16 protein-coding genes are annotated in these 14,984 nt (G+C 60.3%); 11 read left to right on the plus strand and 5 right to left on the minus strand.

Annotation, left to right across the window (positions count from 1 at the left end; genetic code table 11):
• The 6 genes from petA to F6S08_RS05235 all read left to right on the plus strand — a co-directional run.
• Positions 1 to 343, plus strand: a 343-nt coding sequence (gene petA, locus F6S08_RS05210; RefSeq protein ID WP_315871356.1) for a ubiquinol-cytochrome c reductase iron-sulfur subunit, incomplete at its 5' end; no start/stop codon positions are given.
• A complete protein-coding gene (locus F6S08_RS05215; RefSeq protein WP_003171746.1) occupies positions 343 to 1,554 on the plus strand; it encodes a cytochrome b in 1,212 nt (403 codons plus the stop codon). The genes petA and F6S08_RS05215, both read left to right, overlap by 1 nt.
• Positions 1,554 to 2,333, plus strand: coding sequence for a cytochrome c1 (locus F6S08_RS05220; RefSeq protein ID WP_027604842.1), 780 nt, complete (start codon positions 1,554 to 1,556; stop codon positions 2,331 to 2,333). Before F6S08_RS05215 ends, F6S08_RS05220 begins: the two co-directional genes overlap by 1 nt.
• Before the next feature lie 148 nt (positions 2,334 to 2,481).
• Entirely contained in the window at positions 2,482 to 3,099 is a 618-nt protein-coding gene (locus F6S08_RS05225; protein WP_027604841.1) for a glutathione S-transferase N-terminal domain-containing protein, read from the plus strand.
• A gap of 17 nt (positions 3,100 to 3,116) precedes the next feature.
• On the plus strand, positions 3,117 to 3,536 hold the full coding sequence (locus tag F6S08_RS05230; RefSeq protein ID WP_065924310.1) for a ClpXP protease specificity-enhancing factor: 420 nt from the start codon (positions 3,117 to 3,119) through the stop codon (positions 3,534 to 3,536).
• Between the two features lie 157 nt (positions 3,537 to 3,693).
• The gene (locus F6S08_RS05235) at positions 3,694 to 4,440 is read left to right on the plus strand and encodes a FadR/GntR family transcriptional regulator (RefSeq protein WP_027604839.1); all 747 of its coding nucleotides are present in this window, start codon (positions 3,694 to 3,696) and stop codon (positions 4,438 to 4,440) included.
• 36 nt (positions 4,441 to 4,476) lie between these two features.
• Here the strand turns inward: F6S08_RS05235 and F6S08_RS05240 are convergent, their stop codons facing one another.
• The gene (locus F6S08_RS05240; RefSeq protein WP_065924309.1) at positions 4,477 to 4,719 is read right to left on the minus strand and encodes a hypothetical protein; all 243 of its coding nucleotides are present in this window, start codon (positions 4,717 to 4,719) and stop codon (positions 4,477 to 4,479) included.
• A gap of 275 nt (positions 4,720 to 4,994) precedes the next feature.
• Positions 4,995 to 6,149 carry a phospholipase gene (locus F6S08_RS05245; protein WP_315871357.1) on the minus strand — a complete coding sequence of 385 codons (1,155 nt, stop codon included), beginning with the start codon at positions 6,147 to 6,149 and terminating at the stop codon, positions 4,995 to 4,997.
• A gap of 242 nt (positions 6,150 to 6,391) precedes the next feature.
• On the opposite strand from F6S08_RS05245, the gene kdgD reads away from it, so the two are divergent.
• From kdgD to F6S08_RS05270, 5 genes are all read left to right on the plus strand, one after another.
• Positions 6,392 to 7,303, plus strand: a complete 912-nt coding sequence (gene kdgD, locus F6S08_RS05250; protein ID WP_027604837.1) for a 5-dehydro-4-deoxyglucarate dehydratase — start codon at positions 6,392 to 6,394, stop codon at positions 7,301 to 7,303.
• A gap of 54 nt (positions 7,304 to 7,357) precedes the next feature.
• Positions 7,358 to 8,803: an aldehyde dehydrogenase family protein gene (locus F6S08_RS05255; protein WP_027604836.1), complete on the plus strand. Its 1,446-nt coding sequence runs from the start codon at positions 7,358 to 7,360 to the stop codon at positions 8,801 to 8,803.
• Positions 8,804 to 8,902: 99 nt separating this feature from the next.
• Positions 8,903 to 10,267, plus strand: coding sequence for an MFS transporter (locus F6S08_RS05260; protein ID WP_027604835.1), 1,365 nt, complete (start codon positions 8,903 to 8,905; stop codon positions 10,265 to 10,267).
• 11 nt (positions 10,268 to 10,278) lie between these two features.
• A complete protein-coding gene (gene garD, locus F6S08_RS05265; protein ID WP_115486632.1) occupies positions 10,279 to 11,832 on the plus strand; it encodes a galactarate dehydratase in 1,554 nt (517 codons plus the stop codon).
• 214 nt (positions 11,833 to 12,046) lie between these two features.
• The gene (locus F6S08_RS05270; RefSeq protein ID WP_027604833.1) at positions 12,047 to 12,988 is read left to right on the plus strand and encodes an AEC family transporter; all 942 of its coding nucleotides are present in this window, start codon (positions 12,047 to 12,049) and stop codon (positions 12,986 to 12,988) included.
• Here F6S08_RS05270 and F6S08_RS05275 read toward each other — a convergent pair.
• From F6S08_RS05275 to F6S08_RS05285, 3 genes are read right to left on the minus strand one after another with little or no spacing between them, the layout of a single operon-like run.
• Positions 12,985 to 13,365 (minus strand): carboxymuconolactone decarboxylase family protein, encoded by a 381-nt coding sequence (locus F6S08_RS05275; protein WP_065924306.1) that lies wholly within the window; start codon positions 13,363 to 13,365, stop codon positions 12,985 to 12,987. The genes F6S08_RS05270 and F6S08_RS05275 overlap by 4 nt on opposite strands.
• On the minus strand, positions 13,362 to 14,408 hold the full coding sequence (locus F6S08_RS05280) for a calcium/sodium antiporter (protein ID WP_315871542.1): 1,047 nt from the start codon (positions 14,406 to 14,408) through the stop codon (positions 13,362 to 13,364). The genes F6S08_RS05275 and F6S08_RS05280 overlap by 4 nt, the downstream gene beginning before the upstream one ends.
• Before the next feature lie 58 nt (positions 14,409 to 14,466).
• Positions 14,467 to 14,838 (minus strand): septal ring lytic transglycosylase RlpA family protein, encoded by a 372-nt coding sequence (locus F6S08_RS05285; RefSeq protein WP_065924304.1) that lies wholly within the window; start codon positions 14,836 to 14,838, stop codon positions 14,467 to 14,469.
• Positions 14,839 to 14,984 lie beyond the last annotated feature (146 nt).

Below are 14,984 nucleotides of genomic sequence, written 5' to 3' on the forward strand. Positions count from 1 at the left end.
TCTGAAAAAGATCGAAGGCCAGCTGTCTGACCCCAAATCTGAGAAATCCGACCAACCCGCCTACGCCAAAAACGAAGCACGTTCGATCAAGCCAGAGATTCTGCTGCTGGTCGGCCTGTGTACCCACTTGGGATGCTCACCCACCTTCCGCCCGGAAGTTGCCCCAGTCGATCTGGGTAAAGACTGGGTCGGTGGTTATTTCTGCCCCTGCCACGGCTCCCACTACGATCTGGCGGGTCGCGTCTACAAGTCCCAGCCCGCTCCCTTGAACCTGCCCGTGCCTCCGCATACCTACGAAACTGACGACCTCATTGTCATTGGCCTCGATAAGGAGAACGCGTGATGAGCAAGTTCATGGATTGGGTCGATGCACGCTTCCCCGCTACTAAAATGTGGGAAGACCATCTCAGCAAGTATTACGCCCCGAAGAACTTCAACTTCTTCTACTTCTTTGGCTCCCTGGCACTGCTGGTGCTGGTCAACCAGATCGTCACCGGTGTCTGGCTGACGATGAGCTACACCCCGTCGGCGGAGGAGGCGTTTGCTTCCGTCGAATACATCATGCGTGACGTCGAGTACGGCTCGATCCTGCGCCTGCTGCACTCCACCGGCGCTTCAGCGTTCTTTATCGTGGTCTACCTGCACATGTTCCGTGGCTTGCTCTACGGTTCGTACCAGAAGCCCCGCGAGCTGGTGTGGGTGTTCGGCATGCTGATCTACCTGGCGCTGATGGCGGAAGCCTTCATGGGCTACCTGCTGCCATGGGGCCAGATGTCGTACTGGGGCGCCCAGGTGATCATCTCGCTGTTCGGTGCCATTCCGGTCATCGGCAACGACCTGACCCAGTGGATCCGTGGTGACTACCTGATCTCCGGTATCACCCTGAACCGCTTCTTCGCCCTGCACGTCGTGGCGCTGCCGATTGTGATCCTGGGCCTGGTGGTGCTGCACATCCTGGCGCTGCACGAAGTGGGTTCCAACAACCCGGACGGCGTTGACATCAAGAAGCACAAGGACGAGAACGGCATCCCGCTGGATGGCATCCCGTTCCACCCGTACTACACCGTGAAAGACATTGTCGGCGTGGTCGTGTTCCTCTTCGTGTTCTGCTCGATCGTGTTCTTTTTCCCGGAGATGGGTGGTTATTTCCTCGAGAAGCCGAACTTCGAACAGGCGAACGCCTTCAAGACACCTGAGCACATTGCCCCGGTCTGGTACTTCACGCCGTTCTACGCGATCTTGCGGGCGATCCCCGACAAACTCATGGGCGTCATCGCCATGGGCGCGGCCATTGCGGTGCTGTTCGTGTTGCCGTGGCTCGACCGAAGCCCGGTCAAGTCCATGCGCTACAAAGGCTGGCTGAGCAAAATCTGGCTGTGGGTGTTCTGCATAGCATTCGTGATTCTGGGCGTGTTGGGCGTATTGGCGCCGACCCCTGAGCGTACGCTGCTGTCGCAGGTCTGCACCTTCCTGTACTTCGCCTACTTCATTCTGATGCCGTTCTACACCCGGCTCGAGAAGACCAAACCGGTTCCGGAAAGGGTGACTGGCTGATGAAAAAATTATTCGTTGCATTGATGCTTGCGGCGCTGCCGCTACTGTCCTTCGCTGCCGAACACGGCGGCCCGGAACTGGAAAAAGTCGATATCGACGTGTCTGACAAGGCGGCTATGCAAGACGGCGCGCGTACGTTCGCCAACTACTGCATGGGCTGCCACAGCGCCAAGTTCCAGCGTTACGAGCGGGTGGCCGATGACCTCGGTATCCCCCATGAAATGATGCTGGAGAAGCTGGTGTTCACCGGTGCCAAGATCGGCGACCACATGAATATCGGCATGAAGCCTGCCGACGCCAAGACCTGGTTCGGCGCAGCGCCGCCTGACTTGACGCTGGTGGCACGTGTACGCGGCACCGACTGGCTCTACGGCTACCTGAAATCCTTCTACGAGGACCCGGCGCGCCCTTATGGCGTGAACAACCGTGTGTTCCCGAACGTCGGCATGCCTAACGTTCTGGTCGGCCTGCAAGGCAAGCAAGTGGTAGGATGCAAGCAGGTTCAGGTCGTCGAAGACGGCAAGAAGCAATATGATCCGTTGACCGGGACGCCTTTGACTCATGAAGCGTGCGATCAACTGAAGATAGAAACCCCTGGTTCGTTGACTGACGAGCAGTTTGACGAGAAGGTCAAGAATCTTGTGACCTTCTTGGCCTATTCGGCCAACCCCGTCAAACTGCAACACCAGCGCATCGGGACGTATGTCTTGCTGTACCTGGCTTTCTTCTTCGTATTCGCTTATCTGCTTAAACGCGAATACTGGAAGGATGTGCATTGATCCAACCGTAAGCAATTGCTGTTAATCTTGCGCGCCCAGCGGCATCTCTAACCCGTAGCGACCTGGACTTTCCAGAGGCTGCAGAGATGCTTTCTGGGCGCGCTCGTTTTTGAGCTTTCCATAATTTCAACAAGCGAGGAGGACCGCCATGGGCGTGACCAATCGGTTGGCCTGTTACTCCGACCCCGCCGACCACTATTCCCACCGAGTACGCATCGTACTCGCAGAGAAGGGTGTCAGCGCCGAGATCATCAGTGTGGAGGTGGGTCGTCATCCGCCGAAACTGATCGAAGTGAACCCTTACGGCAGCTTGCCCACCCTGGTCGATCGTGACCTGGCGTTGTGGGAGTCAACCGTGGTGATGGAATATCTGGATGAGCGTTACCCGCATCCGCCTTTGCTGCCGGTGTATCCGGTGGCCCGTGCCAACAGCCGCCTGCTGATCCATCGGATCCAGCGAGATTGGTGCGGGCTGGTGGATTTGATCCTGGATACCCGCAGCAAAGAAGCCGCTCGGGTGCAGGCGCGCAAGGAATTGCGCGAGAGCCTGACCGGTGTTTCGCCGTTGTTCGCTGATAAACCTTTTTTCCTCAGTGAGGAACAAAGCTTGGTGGATTGCTGCCTATTACCCATACTCTGGCGCTTGCCGATTCTGGGCATTGAACTGCCACGGCCGGCCAAGCCGTTGCTTGATTACATGGAGCGCCAGTTTGCGCGTGAGGCTTTCCAGGCAAGTCTGTCTGGTGTCGAACGCGATATGCGCTAAGGCTTAAGGAGCCGTTGATGAACTCCAGTCGACCTTACCTGGTCCGCGCGCTCTATGAGTGGATTGTGGATAACGATTGCACCCCGCACATGCTGGTCAATTCCGAGTTTCCTGCGGTTCAGGTACCGCAGGGGTTTGCCAGTGACGGGCAGATTGTGTTGAACGTATCACCCAGTGCCGTGCGCCACCTGCACATGGACAATGAAGCGGTCAGCTTCGAAGGGCGTTTCGGCGGTGTGCCGCACACGCTGTACGTGCCGATTGGCGCTATCCTCGGCATCTATGCCCGGGAGAACGGCCAAGGCATGGTGTTCGATCTGGAGTCGCCTTTCGAGGACGACGAAGTGATTGAAGAGGAAGACGGCGATGATGTGCCGCCACCGGATAGCGAGCCACCGCGTCCAAGCGGTCGGCCGAGTCTGAAAGTGGTGAAGTAAGCGGCGTTCGCCTTCGGGTGCGCTGGAAAAATGCCTCGATCCGTATCGAGGCATTTTTTTGCACGCAGGATATGAGTGAAAGTCGCGACTGAACGGTGATCGTACAACCACCATGGGCTATGATGCCTCTTTACCCAACCGAGATAGATGACTCCAAATGGAAAACGCCAGCACCGCCCCTCGTCTTCCCCGCAAGCGCCGCAGCCTTGCCCAGGAATTGGTCACGGTGTTGTCCGAGCAGATCCGCGACGGCCAACTCAAGCGTGGCGACAAGCTGCCCACCGAATCGGCGATCATGGACGCCCATGGCGTCAGCCGCACCGTGGTCCGAGAAGCCATCTCCCGCTTGCAGGCGGCGGGGCAGGTGGAAACCCGTCATGGTATCGGCACCTTTGTGCTCGACACGCCGAGCCCGAGCGGCTTTCGAATCGACCCGGCTACTGTAGTCACTTTGCGTGACGTGCTGGCGATTCTCGAACTGCGTATCAGCCTGGAAGTGGAATCCGCCGGGCTGGCCGCACTGCGCCGTAGCGATGAACAGCTGGCCGCCATGCGCGCGGCCCTCGATGCCCTGAATGAAAGCGCGGCGCACGCCGGTGATGCAGTGGCCTCGGACTTCGCATTCCACCTGGAAATTGCGTTGTCCACCGGCAACCGCTACTTCACCGACATCATGACCCACCTGGGCACCAGCATCATCCCGCGTACGCGCCTGAACTCGGCACGCCTGGCCCATGATGACCACCAGCACTACATGGGGCGCCTGAGCCGCGAACACGAAGAAATTTATGAGGCGATTGCCCGCCAGGATTCGGATGCGGCGAGGGCGGCGATGCGCTTGCACCTGACCAATAGCCGTGAGCGGCTGCGCCATGCTCATGAAGAGGCTGAAAGGGCAGGCTGATCGTCAGCAGGTGGCTTATGTGCCGTTCAGCGTTTTCTATGACGTTTGCATTGATTGGATGTAGGACGCTAACGAGTCCAGTGTCGCTTTCTTCGCCACGTCATCAGGAAGGTTCAACTGAAGCGCCTTCACGGACGTGTCAATCACACGACGCCTTTCGTTCTCGTCAGCAATCAGCTCGGCCAAAGGCATATCGGGATCAAAGTCTTGATCTTTATTGTCCCGATGGGCTTCGAAACTGGAGGCCAGTAGGCCGAAAATTTCATCAGTGGTTTTCATGACGCACCTCTCTCATCAACCTTAGTAAAAGAAGCAAAAATCAAGCACAGACCGGAGCTGGCGCAACGTTAGGGTCCTTGATATTCAGTCGCATTGATTTTCCTGGGGTCCGTTCCCTTGTCGGCCTATGGTGCGGTGGCCTGACGCTTCAGGCATCAGGAGTGCTGCAACAAATCGCCTCAGGAGCCAATTTCTAAGCCCCCTGAGGTGTGTTATCCGCCCTTGATGAACGGTACATAACTGTTAGAACTCACAGTATCGACAGGCGGTACCGCTCAAGCCGGCGTATTCGGCTTGTAATCCTTGAGCAACAAATACGTACTCCACCCCCACCAATCATTGGTCCAGTGCTTGTCGTTGAGGTCATTCACGTCCTTGCGACGCAGCACCTTGTCTCCCTCCATCTTGAACAGCGGCGAAAAGTTATTCGCCGGGTTCTGCGCGGCATTCAGATCCGGCACATACAGCGGTGCCTTGAAGTTGGCCGGGGAGGGCGCAACGCCACTGATGAAGGTTTCGAAGATCTCATCAGCGGATGCCTGAACGGCGCGTTTGACCTGTGCCCGATTGGCTGCGTCGATACTGTCGAAATAGCGTTTGTCGCCATAGGCATGCCACTCGTCACCCATGGCATTGCGCACCTTGAGCCCGAACTTGCTGTCTTCATCGTGCATGAAGCGGCTGATCAGCGAGCCCAGTTCGCCCGGAGTGACGACCGCCGCCAGCTGTTTGCGCGGCACGCGCAGGTGGCCGGCAGAAAATAGATCGGTCAAGAAGTGATCGGCAAAGCCGTTCATGGCGTAGGCCAGTTCCAATGCCTGATCGGTACCGGTCTGGTGGGCCACTACAGCCTGTTGCAAGGCGGCTGTATGCCCCGCCAGGTAGGCCGCCATCGCCCATTCGCCGAAGTGGTCGGCGTTGTCCGCCGCCAGCTTCAGGTAGCGTCCAAGTGGGATCAATGCCGACACCGCGCTGCCGCCACCGGTGATGCGGTTCCATTCCTCGGACAATGTATCACCCAGGGCATCATAGGCTTCATGGGCTTGCTTGCCGTCCTTGATCGCCTGGTTGACCGCGTTGATCTCTTTTTGCATCACCGCCAGGATCTTCGGCGCTTCGTCCCGCGAGGCCGGTAGCACGGCCAGTGAGTTGAACGCGGCGCTGAAACGTTGCATACGATCGGCAGGTGAGGTGCCCTCGTTGATGGGCTGGCCGGGGATACCATAAAAGTCACCGCCCAGGGCGATCACTTGGCCGTAGGTGAGTGCCAACCCGTTGGGCAGGTGCAGTTCGACTTGCCGCGCGGGGATTGCCGGGGCGTCCTTGCTGAAGCGCAACAGCGTATCGTCGCCGATGGCGGTGTGTTCGCCGCCTTCGAAGCGCGGGGTAGGTGGTTTTTTTGCGGGTGCTGCGAGTTCAGGACCTGACATGTTAGCTCCTTGCTATGTCGTAGGAATCTTCCTTGATTGCTGTATGTATATACAGTAATACCGAGCATAGAGGAATAATTTCCTACGTCAAGAACACCGCTGCCCAAGCCTTTCAACTCCCTCAAGTGCACAACGCCGATGAATTGCAGTTGACGAAATTATTTATAGTTGTACGATGACGTACGACATCAACAAAACCAACAACCTTTCAATAGAAAGTCTTCGCCCAGGGTGTTCGAATAATGAATCCACAAGAACTGAAGTCCATCCTCTCCCACGGTCTGCTGTCTTTCCCGGTGACCGATTTCAACGCCCAGGGTGACTTCCACCAGGCGGGCTACATCAAGCGCCTGGAATGGCTGGCCCCCTACGGCGCCACTGCTTTGTTCGCAGCGGGCGGCACAGGTGAGTTTTTCTCCCTCGCCGCCAGCGAATATTCCCAAGTGATCAAGACCGCCGTTGATACCTGCGCTACCAGCGTGCCGATCCTCGCCGGTGTCGGTGGTTCGACCCGCCAGGCCATCGAGTACGCGCAAGAAGCCGAGCGCCTGGGCGCCAAAGGCCTGCTGCTGCTGCCGCACTACCTCACCGAAGCCAGCCAGGATGGCGTTGCCGCCCACGTTGAAGCGGTGTGCAAATCGGTCAAGATCGGTGTGGTGGTCTACAACCGCAACGTGTGCCGCCTGACCGCTCCGCTGCTGGAACGCCTGGCCGAGCGCTGCCCGAACCTGATCGGCTACAAGGATGGCCTGGGTGACATCGAGTTGATGGTGTCGATCCGCCGCCGTCTGGGCGATCGTTTCAGCTACCTCGGCGGCCTGCCGACCGCAGAGGTCTACGCCGCTGCCTACAAGGCCCTGGGCGTACCGGTGTACTCCTCGGCGGTGTTCAACTTCATCCCGAAAACCGCGATGGATTTCTACCACGCCATTGCCAAGGACGATCACGCCACCGTCGCCAAGATCATCGACGACTTCTTCCTGCCGTACCTGGACATCCGTAACCGCAAGGCCGGTTATGCCGTGAGCATCGTCAAGGCGGGTGCAAAAATCGTCGGCTATGACGCAGGCCCTGTGCGCACGCCGCTGACCGATCTGCTGCCGGAAGAATACGAAGCCCTGGCCGCGCTGATCGACAAGCAAGGTCCGCAATAAATTATCCACAAGGCCGCTGAGCAATCAGCGGCCTTTTGCGTCAGGAGAAGATTCGTGTCCCAAGTAAAGCGTTTTGAGAACTACATCAACGGTGAATGGGTTGCCGGCGCCGACTACTGCGTCAACCTCAACCCGTCGGAGTTGTCCGATGTCATTGGTGAATACGCCAAGGCCGACGTCACCCAGGTCAACGCCGCCATCGACGCCGCCCGTGCCGCATTCCCGGCCTGGTCCACTTCCGGGATCCAGGCTCGCCACGATGCCCTGGATAAAGTCGGCAGCGAAATCCTCGCCCGTCGCGAAGAACTCGGCACCCTGTTGGCCCGTGAAGAAGGCAAGACCCTGCCGGAAGCCATCGGCGAAGTGACCCGCGCCGGTAACATCTTCAAGTTCTTCGCCGGTGAATGCTTGCGGTTGTCCGGCGACTACGTGCCGTCGGTACGCCCGGGCGTCAACGTGGAAGTCACCCGTGAAGCCCTCGGTGTGGTCGGCCTGATCACCCCGTGGAACTTCCCGATCGCCATTCCCGCCTGGAAAATCGCCCCGGCCCTGGCCTACGGCAACTGTGTGGTGATCAAGCCGGCTGAACTGGTACCGGGCTGCGCCTGGGCCCTGGCGGAGATCATCTCCCGGGCCGGTTTCCCTGCCGGTGTGTTCAACCTGGTAATGGGCAGCGGCCGTGTGGTGGGCGATGTGCTGGTCAACAGCCCGAAAGTCGACGGCATCAGCTTCACCGGCTCCGTCGGTGTGGGTCGCCAGATCGCTGTCAGCTGCGTATCGCGCCAAGCCAAAGTGCAGTTGGAAATGGGCGGTAAGAACCCGCAGATCATTCTCGACGACGCCGATCTCAAGCAGGCCGTCGAGTTGTCGGTACAGAGCGCGTTCTACTCCACCGGCCAGCGTTGCACGGCGTCCAGCCGCCTGATCGTCACCGCCGGTATCCACGACCAGTTCGTCGCGGCCATGGCCGAGCGCATGAAGTCGATCAAGGTCGGCCACGCGCTGAAAAGCGGCACCGACATCGGCCCGGTGGTTTCCCAGGCTCAACTGGACCAGGACATGAAGTACATCGACATCGGCCAAAGCGAAGGCGCGCGGCTGGTGAGCGGTGGCGGCCTGGTCACCTGCGACACCGAAGGCTACTACCTGGCGCCGACGCTGTTTGCCGACAGCGAAGCCGCCATGCGTATCAGCCGTGAAGAGATCTTCGGCCCGGTCGCCAACGTCGTGCGCGTGGCGGACTACGAGGCGGCATTGGCCATGGCCAACGACACCGAGTTCGGTTTGTCGGCGGGCATTGCCACCACGTCGTTGAAGTACGCCAACCACTTCAAGCGCCACTCCCAGGCGGGGATGGTGATGGTCAACCTGCCGACCGCAGGTGTGGATTACCACGTTCCATTCGGTGGCCGTAAAGGCTCGTCCTATGGCTCGCGGGAGCAAGGTCGCTATGCCCAGGAGTTCTACACCGTGGTGAAAACCAGCTACATCGGTTCGTAATACGCAACACCCAGTGGGGGCCGGAGGCCTGCCGGTCCCCACGACAAAAAACAGAAAACCATTACCCGCAAAAAAAATAATTAGTGGGAGTACTTCTACATGCAAGCGACCAAGCCGACCCATGTCCGCTATTTGATCCTGCTCATGCTGTTCCTGGTGACCACGATCAACTATGCCGACCGGGCCACCATTGCAATCGCGGGCTCCAGCCTGCAAAAAGACCTCGGCATCGACGCGGTCACCCTCGGTTATATCTTCTCCGCATTCGGTTGGGCCTACGTGGCCGGGCAAATCCCCGGCGGCTGGCTGCTGGACCGATTCGGCTCGAAAAAAGTCTATGCCCTGAGCATCTTCACCTGGTCACTGTTCACCGTGCTGCAAGGCTATGTCGGTGAGTTCGGTGTCTCCACCGCAGTGGTTGCGCTGTTCATGCTGCGCTTCATGGTGGGCCTGGCCGAGGCGCCGTCCTTCCCGGGCAACGCGCGCATTGTTGCCGCCTGGTTCCCGACCGCCGAGCGCGGTACGGCCTCGGCGATCTTCAATTCGGCGCAGTACTTCGCCACGGTGTTGTTCGCGCCGCTGATGGGCTGGATCGTCTACCGCTTCGGCTGGCAGCACGTGTTTATCGTGATGGGCGTGATCGGCATCGTGTTCTCGCTGATCTGGCTGAAAGTTATCCACAGCCCGCGCCAGCACCCGATGATCAACGAAGCCGAGCTCAATCACATCGCCGCCAATGGCGCGATGGTCGATATGGATCAGGACAAGGGCAAGGGTAAGAAAACCGACGGTCCGAAGTGGGATTACATCCGTCAGTTGCTGACCAACCGCATGATGCTTGGCGTGTACCTGGGCCAGTACTGCATCAACGGCATCACCTACTTCTTCCTGACCTGGTTCCCGGTGTACCTGGTGCAGGATCGCGGCATGACCATCCTCAAGGCCGGTTTCATCGCCTCGTTGCCGGCGATCTGCGGGTTTATCGGTGGCGTGCTGGGCGGGGTGATTTCCGACTACCTGCTGCGCAAAGGCCATTCGCTGACGTTCGCCCGCAAGGCGCCGATCATTGCCGGCCTGCTGGTCTCCAGCAGCATCATCGCGTGTAACTACGTTGACGTTGAGTGGATGGTGGTGGGCTTCATGGCCTTGGCCTTCTTCGGCAAGGGCGTCGGCGCACTGGGCTGGGCGGTCGTGTCCGACACCTCGCCGAAACAAATCGCCGGTCTCAGTGGCGGCTTGTTCAACACCTTCGGTAACCTCGCGTCGATCACCACGCCGATTGTCATCGGCTACATCATCAGCACCACCGGCTCGTTCAAGTGGGCCCTGGTGTTTGTCGGCGCCAACGCGCTGGTGGCGGTGTTCAGCTATCTGGTCATCGTCGGCCCGATCAAGCGTGTAGTACTCAAAGAGCCGCCAAGCAAGGGGCCTGAGTTGACCAACCTAACCGAAGCGCATTCCTGAGAGGCCCCGTGATGCAGTTGATTGAACATGCCGACTCGCCGCGCTCCATCCGCCTGCACGAGCGCGACAACGTAGTGATCGTGGTCAACGACCAGGGCGTACCGGCCGGGACCGAGTTCCCGGACGGCCTGGTGACCGTGGATTTCATCCCCCAGAGCCACAAAGTGACCCTGGAAGACATCCCCGAAGGTGGTCAGATTATTCGCTACGGACAGACCATCGGTTACGCCCTGGCGCCGATTCCGCGCGGCAGTTGGGTCCAGGAAGATCAACTGCGCATGCCCACCGCGCCACCGCTGGACAGCTTGCCGCTGTCCACCGAGGTGCCTGAAGCCCAGGCACCGTTGGAGGGGTTTACCTTCGAGGGCTATCGCAACGCCGACGGTACCGTGGGCACGCGCAATATCCTCGGCATCACCACCACGGTGCAGTGTGTGACGGGCGTGCTGGACCATGCGGTCAAGCGCATCAAGGACGAATTGCTGCCCAAGTACCCTCACGTCGATGACGTGGTGGCGCTGACCCACAGCTACGGCTGCGGGGTAGCGATCACCGCGACGGATGCCTACATCCCGATCCGTACCGTGCGTAACCTGGCGCGCAACCCGAACCTGGGCGGCGAAGCCCTGGTGATCAGCCTGGGCTGCGAGAAATTGCAGGCCGGGCAGGTAATGCATGACAACGACAGCTCCGTCGACCTCAGCGAGCCGTGGCTGTATCGGTTGCAGGATTCCAGCCATGGCTTTACCGAGATGATCGAACAGATCATGGAACTGGCCGAAGTGCGCCTGAAGAAGCTCGACCAGCGTCGCCGGGAAACCGTGCCGGCGTCCGAGTTGATCCTGGGCATGCAGTGCGGCGGCAGTGATGCGTTTTCCGGCATCACCGCCAACCCGGCGCTGGGCTATGCCTCGGATTTGTTGCTGCGGGCCGGGGCGACGGTGATGTTTTCCGAAGTCACCGAAGTGCGGGATGCCATTTACCTGCTGACTTCGCGCGCAGAGACGAAGGAAGTTGCCGAAGAGTTGGTCAGGGAAATGGACTGGTACGACCGTTACCTGGCCAAGGGTGAAGCGGATCGCAGTGCCAACACCACGCCAGGAAACAAGAAGGGTGGGCTGTCGAACATTGTCGAGAAGTCCCTGGGCTCCATCGTCAAGTCCGGCAGCAGCGCGATCAACGGCGTGCTGGGCCCTGGCGAGCGCTTCAAAAGCAAGGGCCTGATCTTTTGCGCCACGCCGGCCAGTGACTTTGTCTGCGGCACCCTGCAACTGGCGGCGGGGATGAACCTGCATGTGTTCACCACCGGGCGTGGCACCCCTTACGGGCTGGCGATGGCGCCGGTGGTGAAGGTCTCGACGCGTACGGAGCTGGCGCAGCGCTGGCCGGACCTCATCGATATCGACGCCGGGCGCATTGCCACCGGGCGCGCGACCATCGAGGAGTTGGGCTGGGAGTTGTTCCACTTCTACCTGGACGTGGCCAGCGGTAAGAAGCAGACCTGGGCGGAACATCACAAGCTGCATAACGACATCACCTTGTTCAACCCGGCGCCGATTACCTGATTGTGGTGAGCGGGCTTGCCCCGCGCTGGGTGGCGAAGCCGCCCTAAACTCAGGACTTTCAACTCTAACTGAAGGAACTCAGTGCCTGAGATGGGGCGGCTTCGCCACCCAGCGCGGGGCAAGCCCGCTCACTACAGGGATCTGGACCAGACTAACCGGGTTGTAGTGGCTTATCATTAGCCACCTGACGACGCTCACCAAGGTTCTCCCCGGCATGCTGGCTATTTTCCTCACCACCCTCACCATCACTGCGCCGGTATTCGCCATGCTGTTCCTGGGTGTGCTGCTCAAGCGCATCAACTGGATCAACGACAACTTTATCCACACGGCTTCGTCCCTGGTGTTCAACGTCACCATGCCGGCGCTGCTGTTCCTCGGCATCCTCCACGCCGACCTGCACTCGGCGCTCAAGCCGGGGTTGCTGATCTATTTTGCCGTCGCCACGCTGCTGAGCTTTGCCCTGGCCTGGGGCTGGGCGATTTTTCGCTGCAAGCGTGAAGACCGAGGCATCTACACCCAGGGCGCGTTTCGCGGCAATAACGGAGTGATCGGCCTGGCCCTGGCGGCCAGCATGTACGGCGACTACGGCATTTCCCTCGGCGCGATCCTCGCGGCGCTGGTGATCCTGTTCTACAACACCCTGTCGACCATTGTGCTGGCGGTGTACAGCCCGGTGATCAAGTCCGACCCGTGGAGCATCTGCAAAAGTGTGGTAGCCAATCCGCTGATCATCAGCGTGATCGTGGCGGCGCCGTTCGCGTATTTTCAGATTGGCCTGCCGGGCTGGCTGGAAAAATCCATGCAGTACCTGGCGGACACCACCTTGCCGCTGGCATTGATCTGCATTGGCGGCACCCTGTCCCTGGCGGCGCTGCGCAAGAGCGGCAATATGGCGCTGAGCGCGAGCTTGATGAAGATGGTCTGGCTGCCGGTGGTCGCGACCCTGGGCGCGTGGCTGCTGGGCTTTCGCGGGCCGGAGTTGGGGATCCTGTTCCTGTACTTCGGTGCGCCGACCGCCGCGGCGAGCTTCGTGATGGCCAGGGCGGCCGAGGGCAATCATGAACTGGCGGCGGCGATTATCGTGATCACCACGCTGATGGCGGCAGTGACCACGAATATCGGGATTTTCGTGTTGCAGGCGGGTGGCTGGATCTAGCCTTCTTTCTGATAGGTGTCGATGACTTCCTGCGCCGCCCGAAACGCATCAATCGCCGCCGGTACGCCGGCATACACCGCGCAATGCAGCAGCGCTTCGCGAATTTCCTCCACAGTACAGCCATTGTTCAACGCGCCACGCACGTGGCCCTTGAGCTCCTGGGGGCACTTGAGTGCGGTGAGGGCGGCGAGGGTGATCAGGCTGCGCGTCTTCAGCGGCAAGCCTTCGCGGGTCCACACGCTGCCCCAGGCATGTTCGTTGACGAAGTCCTGCAGCGGCTGGGTGAATTCGGTGGCGTTGCCCAGGGCGCGGTCGACGAACACATCGCCCATCACCTGGCGACGCATTTCAACCCCGGGCTTTTTCTGATCGGTCATTGCGATTCCCTCTTGTGTTGGCGGCGCCAGGCTCGCAGCGTGCTGAACAACAGGAAAGCCACCAGCACTGGCAGGACGTAATACAGCATCAGTTGTTCAAGCTTGTTGGCCAGGGGCATGCCGGTGGTGAACGACATCACGTGCAGCCCATACGCCAGGTACAGGCCCAGCAGTACCAGGCCTTCGGCGCGGGTGACGCGGTAGCCGGTATAAAACACCGGCAGGCACAGCACCACCACGCCGAGCATCACCGGCAGGTCAAAGTCCAGGGCGTTGGGCGACACCGACAGCGGCGAAGGCGCGAGCAACGCGGTCAGCCCCAGTACGCCCAGCAGGTTGAACAGGTTGCTGCCGATCACGTTGCCCACGGCAATTTCCCGCTGGCCGCGCAGGGCGGCAATCAGTGAGGTGGCCAGGCAGGGCAGTGACGTGCCGACGCCGATCAGCGTAAGGCCGATGATGCGCTCCGACAGGCCCAGGTCAGCCGCCACATCCACCGCCGCGCCGAGCAGCAAGTGCCCGGCCAGCACGAGGATCAACAACCCGCCCAGCATCTGCAGCACACTGCTCAGCCAGGGCGCCCGGGCGACGGTATCCAGGGTGCGCGGGCGGCGCGAATGGCGGGTCTGGTAATGCAGCACGCCGAGGTAGGCCAGCAGGGCAATCAGCAGCAGCAGGCCATCGACCGACGTCAGTTCTTCATTGGCCGCCAGGGTAAACACCAGCAGTCCGGCGAGGATCATCACCGGAATATCCAGGCGCACCAGCTGCCGCGAGACGCGCAGGGGGATGATCAGCGCCGACAGGCCCAGGGTCACGAGGATGTTGAAGATGCTGCTGCCGATCACGCTGCCCACGGCAATGTCGGTATTGCCGGCCAGGGTGGCCTGCAGGCTGACGGTCATCTGGGGCGCGCTGCTGCCGAAGGCGACGACCGTAAGACCGATGATCAGCGGCCGCACCTTGAGGCTGGCGGCCAGGCGCACGGCGGCGCGCACCAGGATCTCGGCGCCGAGGATCAGCAGCATCAGGCCGCTGACCAGTTCGAGCAGGCTCCAGGGCGAGAGGGCGGTTAATCCGAAAATGGCCAGGGCTCCGTCTTCAATTGCTCAGGGCTTGCACGCGAACCCGCGCAGTGCCGCTGCCCAGCATACCCAGTTGCTCGGCCGCCTTGCGTGATAGATCGATCAAGCGCCCACGGGTATGCGGGCCGCGATCATTGATGCGGACCACGACGGATTTGTCGTTGTCGAGATTGGTGACCTTGACCTGGGTGCCGAAGGGCAGTCGCCGGTGGGCGGCGGTCAGGGCGTTCTGGTTGAAGGGTTCACCGCTGGCGGTTTTCTTGCCATGGTGCCTGGCGCCGTAATAAGAGGCGGTGCCGGTTTCGTCGTAGCCGTTGGGGTCGATGAGGCCGCTGGCGCAGCCGGCCAGCAGTGAGAATAGAGCCCATAGGCCTAATAGACGCTTCATTATCAAGGTGCCCCCATCACAAATGTGGGAGGGGGCTTGCCCCCGATAGCGGTGATTCAGTCAAAACAGCAGTGACTGACACTCTGCTATCGGGGGCAAGCCCCCTCCCACAGGGAGTCCGAGTCAGGCATGAAGTCTCGCCCGGA

The sequence above is a fragment of the Pseudomonas sp. JV449 genome (genome assembly GCF_032424295.1).
Lineage (GTDB): Bacteria > Pseudomonadota > Gammaproteobacteria > Pseudomonadales > Pseudomonadaceae > Aquipseudomonas > Aquipseudomonas marginalis.

Coding starts and splice junctions, on each gene's coding strand:
- F6S08_RS05215 (WP_003171746.1), top strand. CDS start 343: ATGAGCAAGTTCATGGATTGGGTCGATGCACGCTTCCCCGCTACTAAA.
- F6S08_RS05220 (WP_027604842.1), top strand. CDS start 1,554: ATGAAAAAATTATTCGTTGCATTGATGCTTGCGGCGCTGCCGCTACTG.
- F6S08_RS05225 (WP_027604841.1), top strand. CDS start 2,482: ATGGGCGTGACCAATCGGTTGGCCTGTTACTCCGACCCCGCCGACCAC.
- F6S08_RS05230 (WP_065924310.1), top strand. CDS start 3,117: ATGAACTCCAGTCGACCTTACCTGGTCCGCGCGCTCTATGAGTGGATT.
- F6S08_RS05235 (WP_027604839.1), top strand. CDS start 3,694: ATGGAAAACGCCAGCACCGCCCCTCGTCTTCCCCGCAAGCGCCGCAGC.
- F6S08_RS05240 (WP_065924309.1), bottom strand. CDS start 4,719: ATGAAAACCACTGATGAAATTTTCGGCCTACTGGCCTCCAGTTTCGAA.
- F6S08_RS05245 (WP_315871357.1), bottom strand. CDS start 6,149: ATGTCAGGTCCTGAACTCGCAGCACCCGCAAAAAAACCACCTACCCCG.
- kdgD (WP_027604837.1), top strand. CDS start 6,392: ATGAATCCACAAGAACTGAAGTCCATCCTCTCCCACGGTCTGCTGTCT.
- F6S08_RS05260 (WP_027604835.1), top strand. CDS start 8,903: ATGCAAGCGACCAAGCCGACCCATGTCCGCTATTTGATCCTGCTCATG.
- garD (WP_115486632.1), top strand. CDS start 10,279: ATGCAGTTGATTGAACATGCCGACTCGCCGCGCTCCATCCGCCTGCAC.
- F6S08_RS05270 (WP_027604833.1), top strand. CDS start 12,047: ATGCTGGCTATTTTCCTCACCACCCTCACCATCACTGCGCCGGTATTC.
- F6S08_RS05275 (WP_065924306.1), bottom strand. CDS start 13,365: ATGACCGATCAGAAAAAGCCCGGGGTTGAAATGCGTCGCCAGGTGATG.
- F6S08_RS05285 (WP_065924304.1), bottom strand. CDS start 14,838: ATGAAGCGTCTATTAGGCCTATGGGCTCTATTCTCACTGCTGGCCGGC.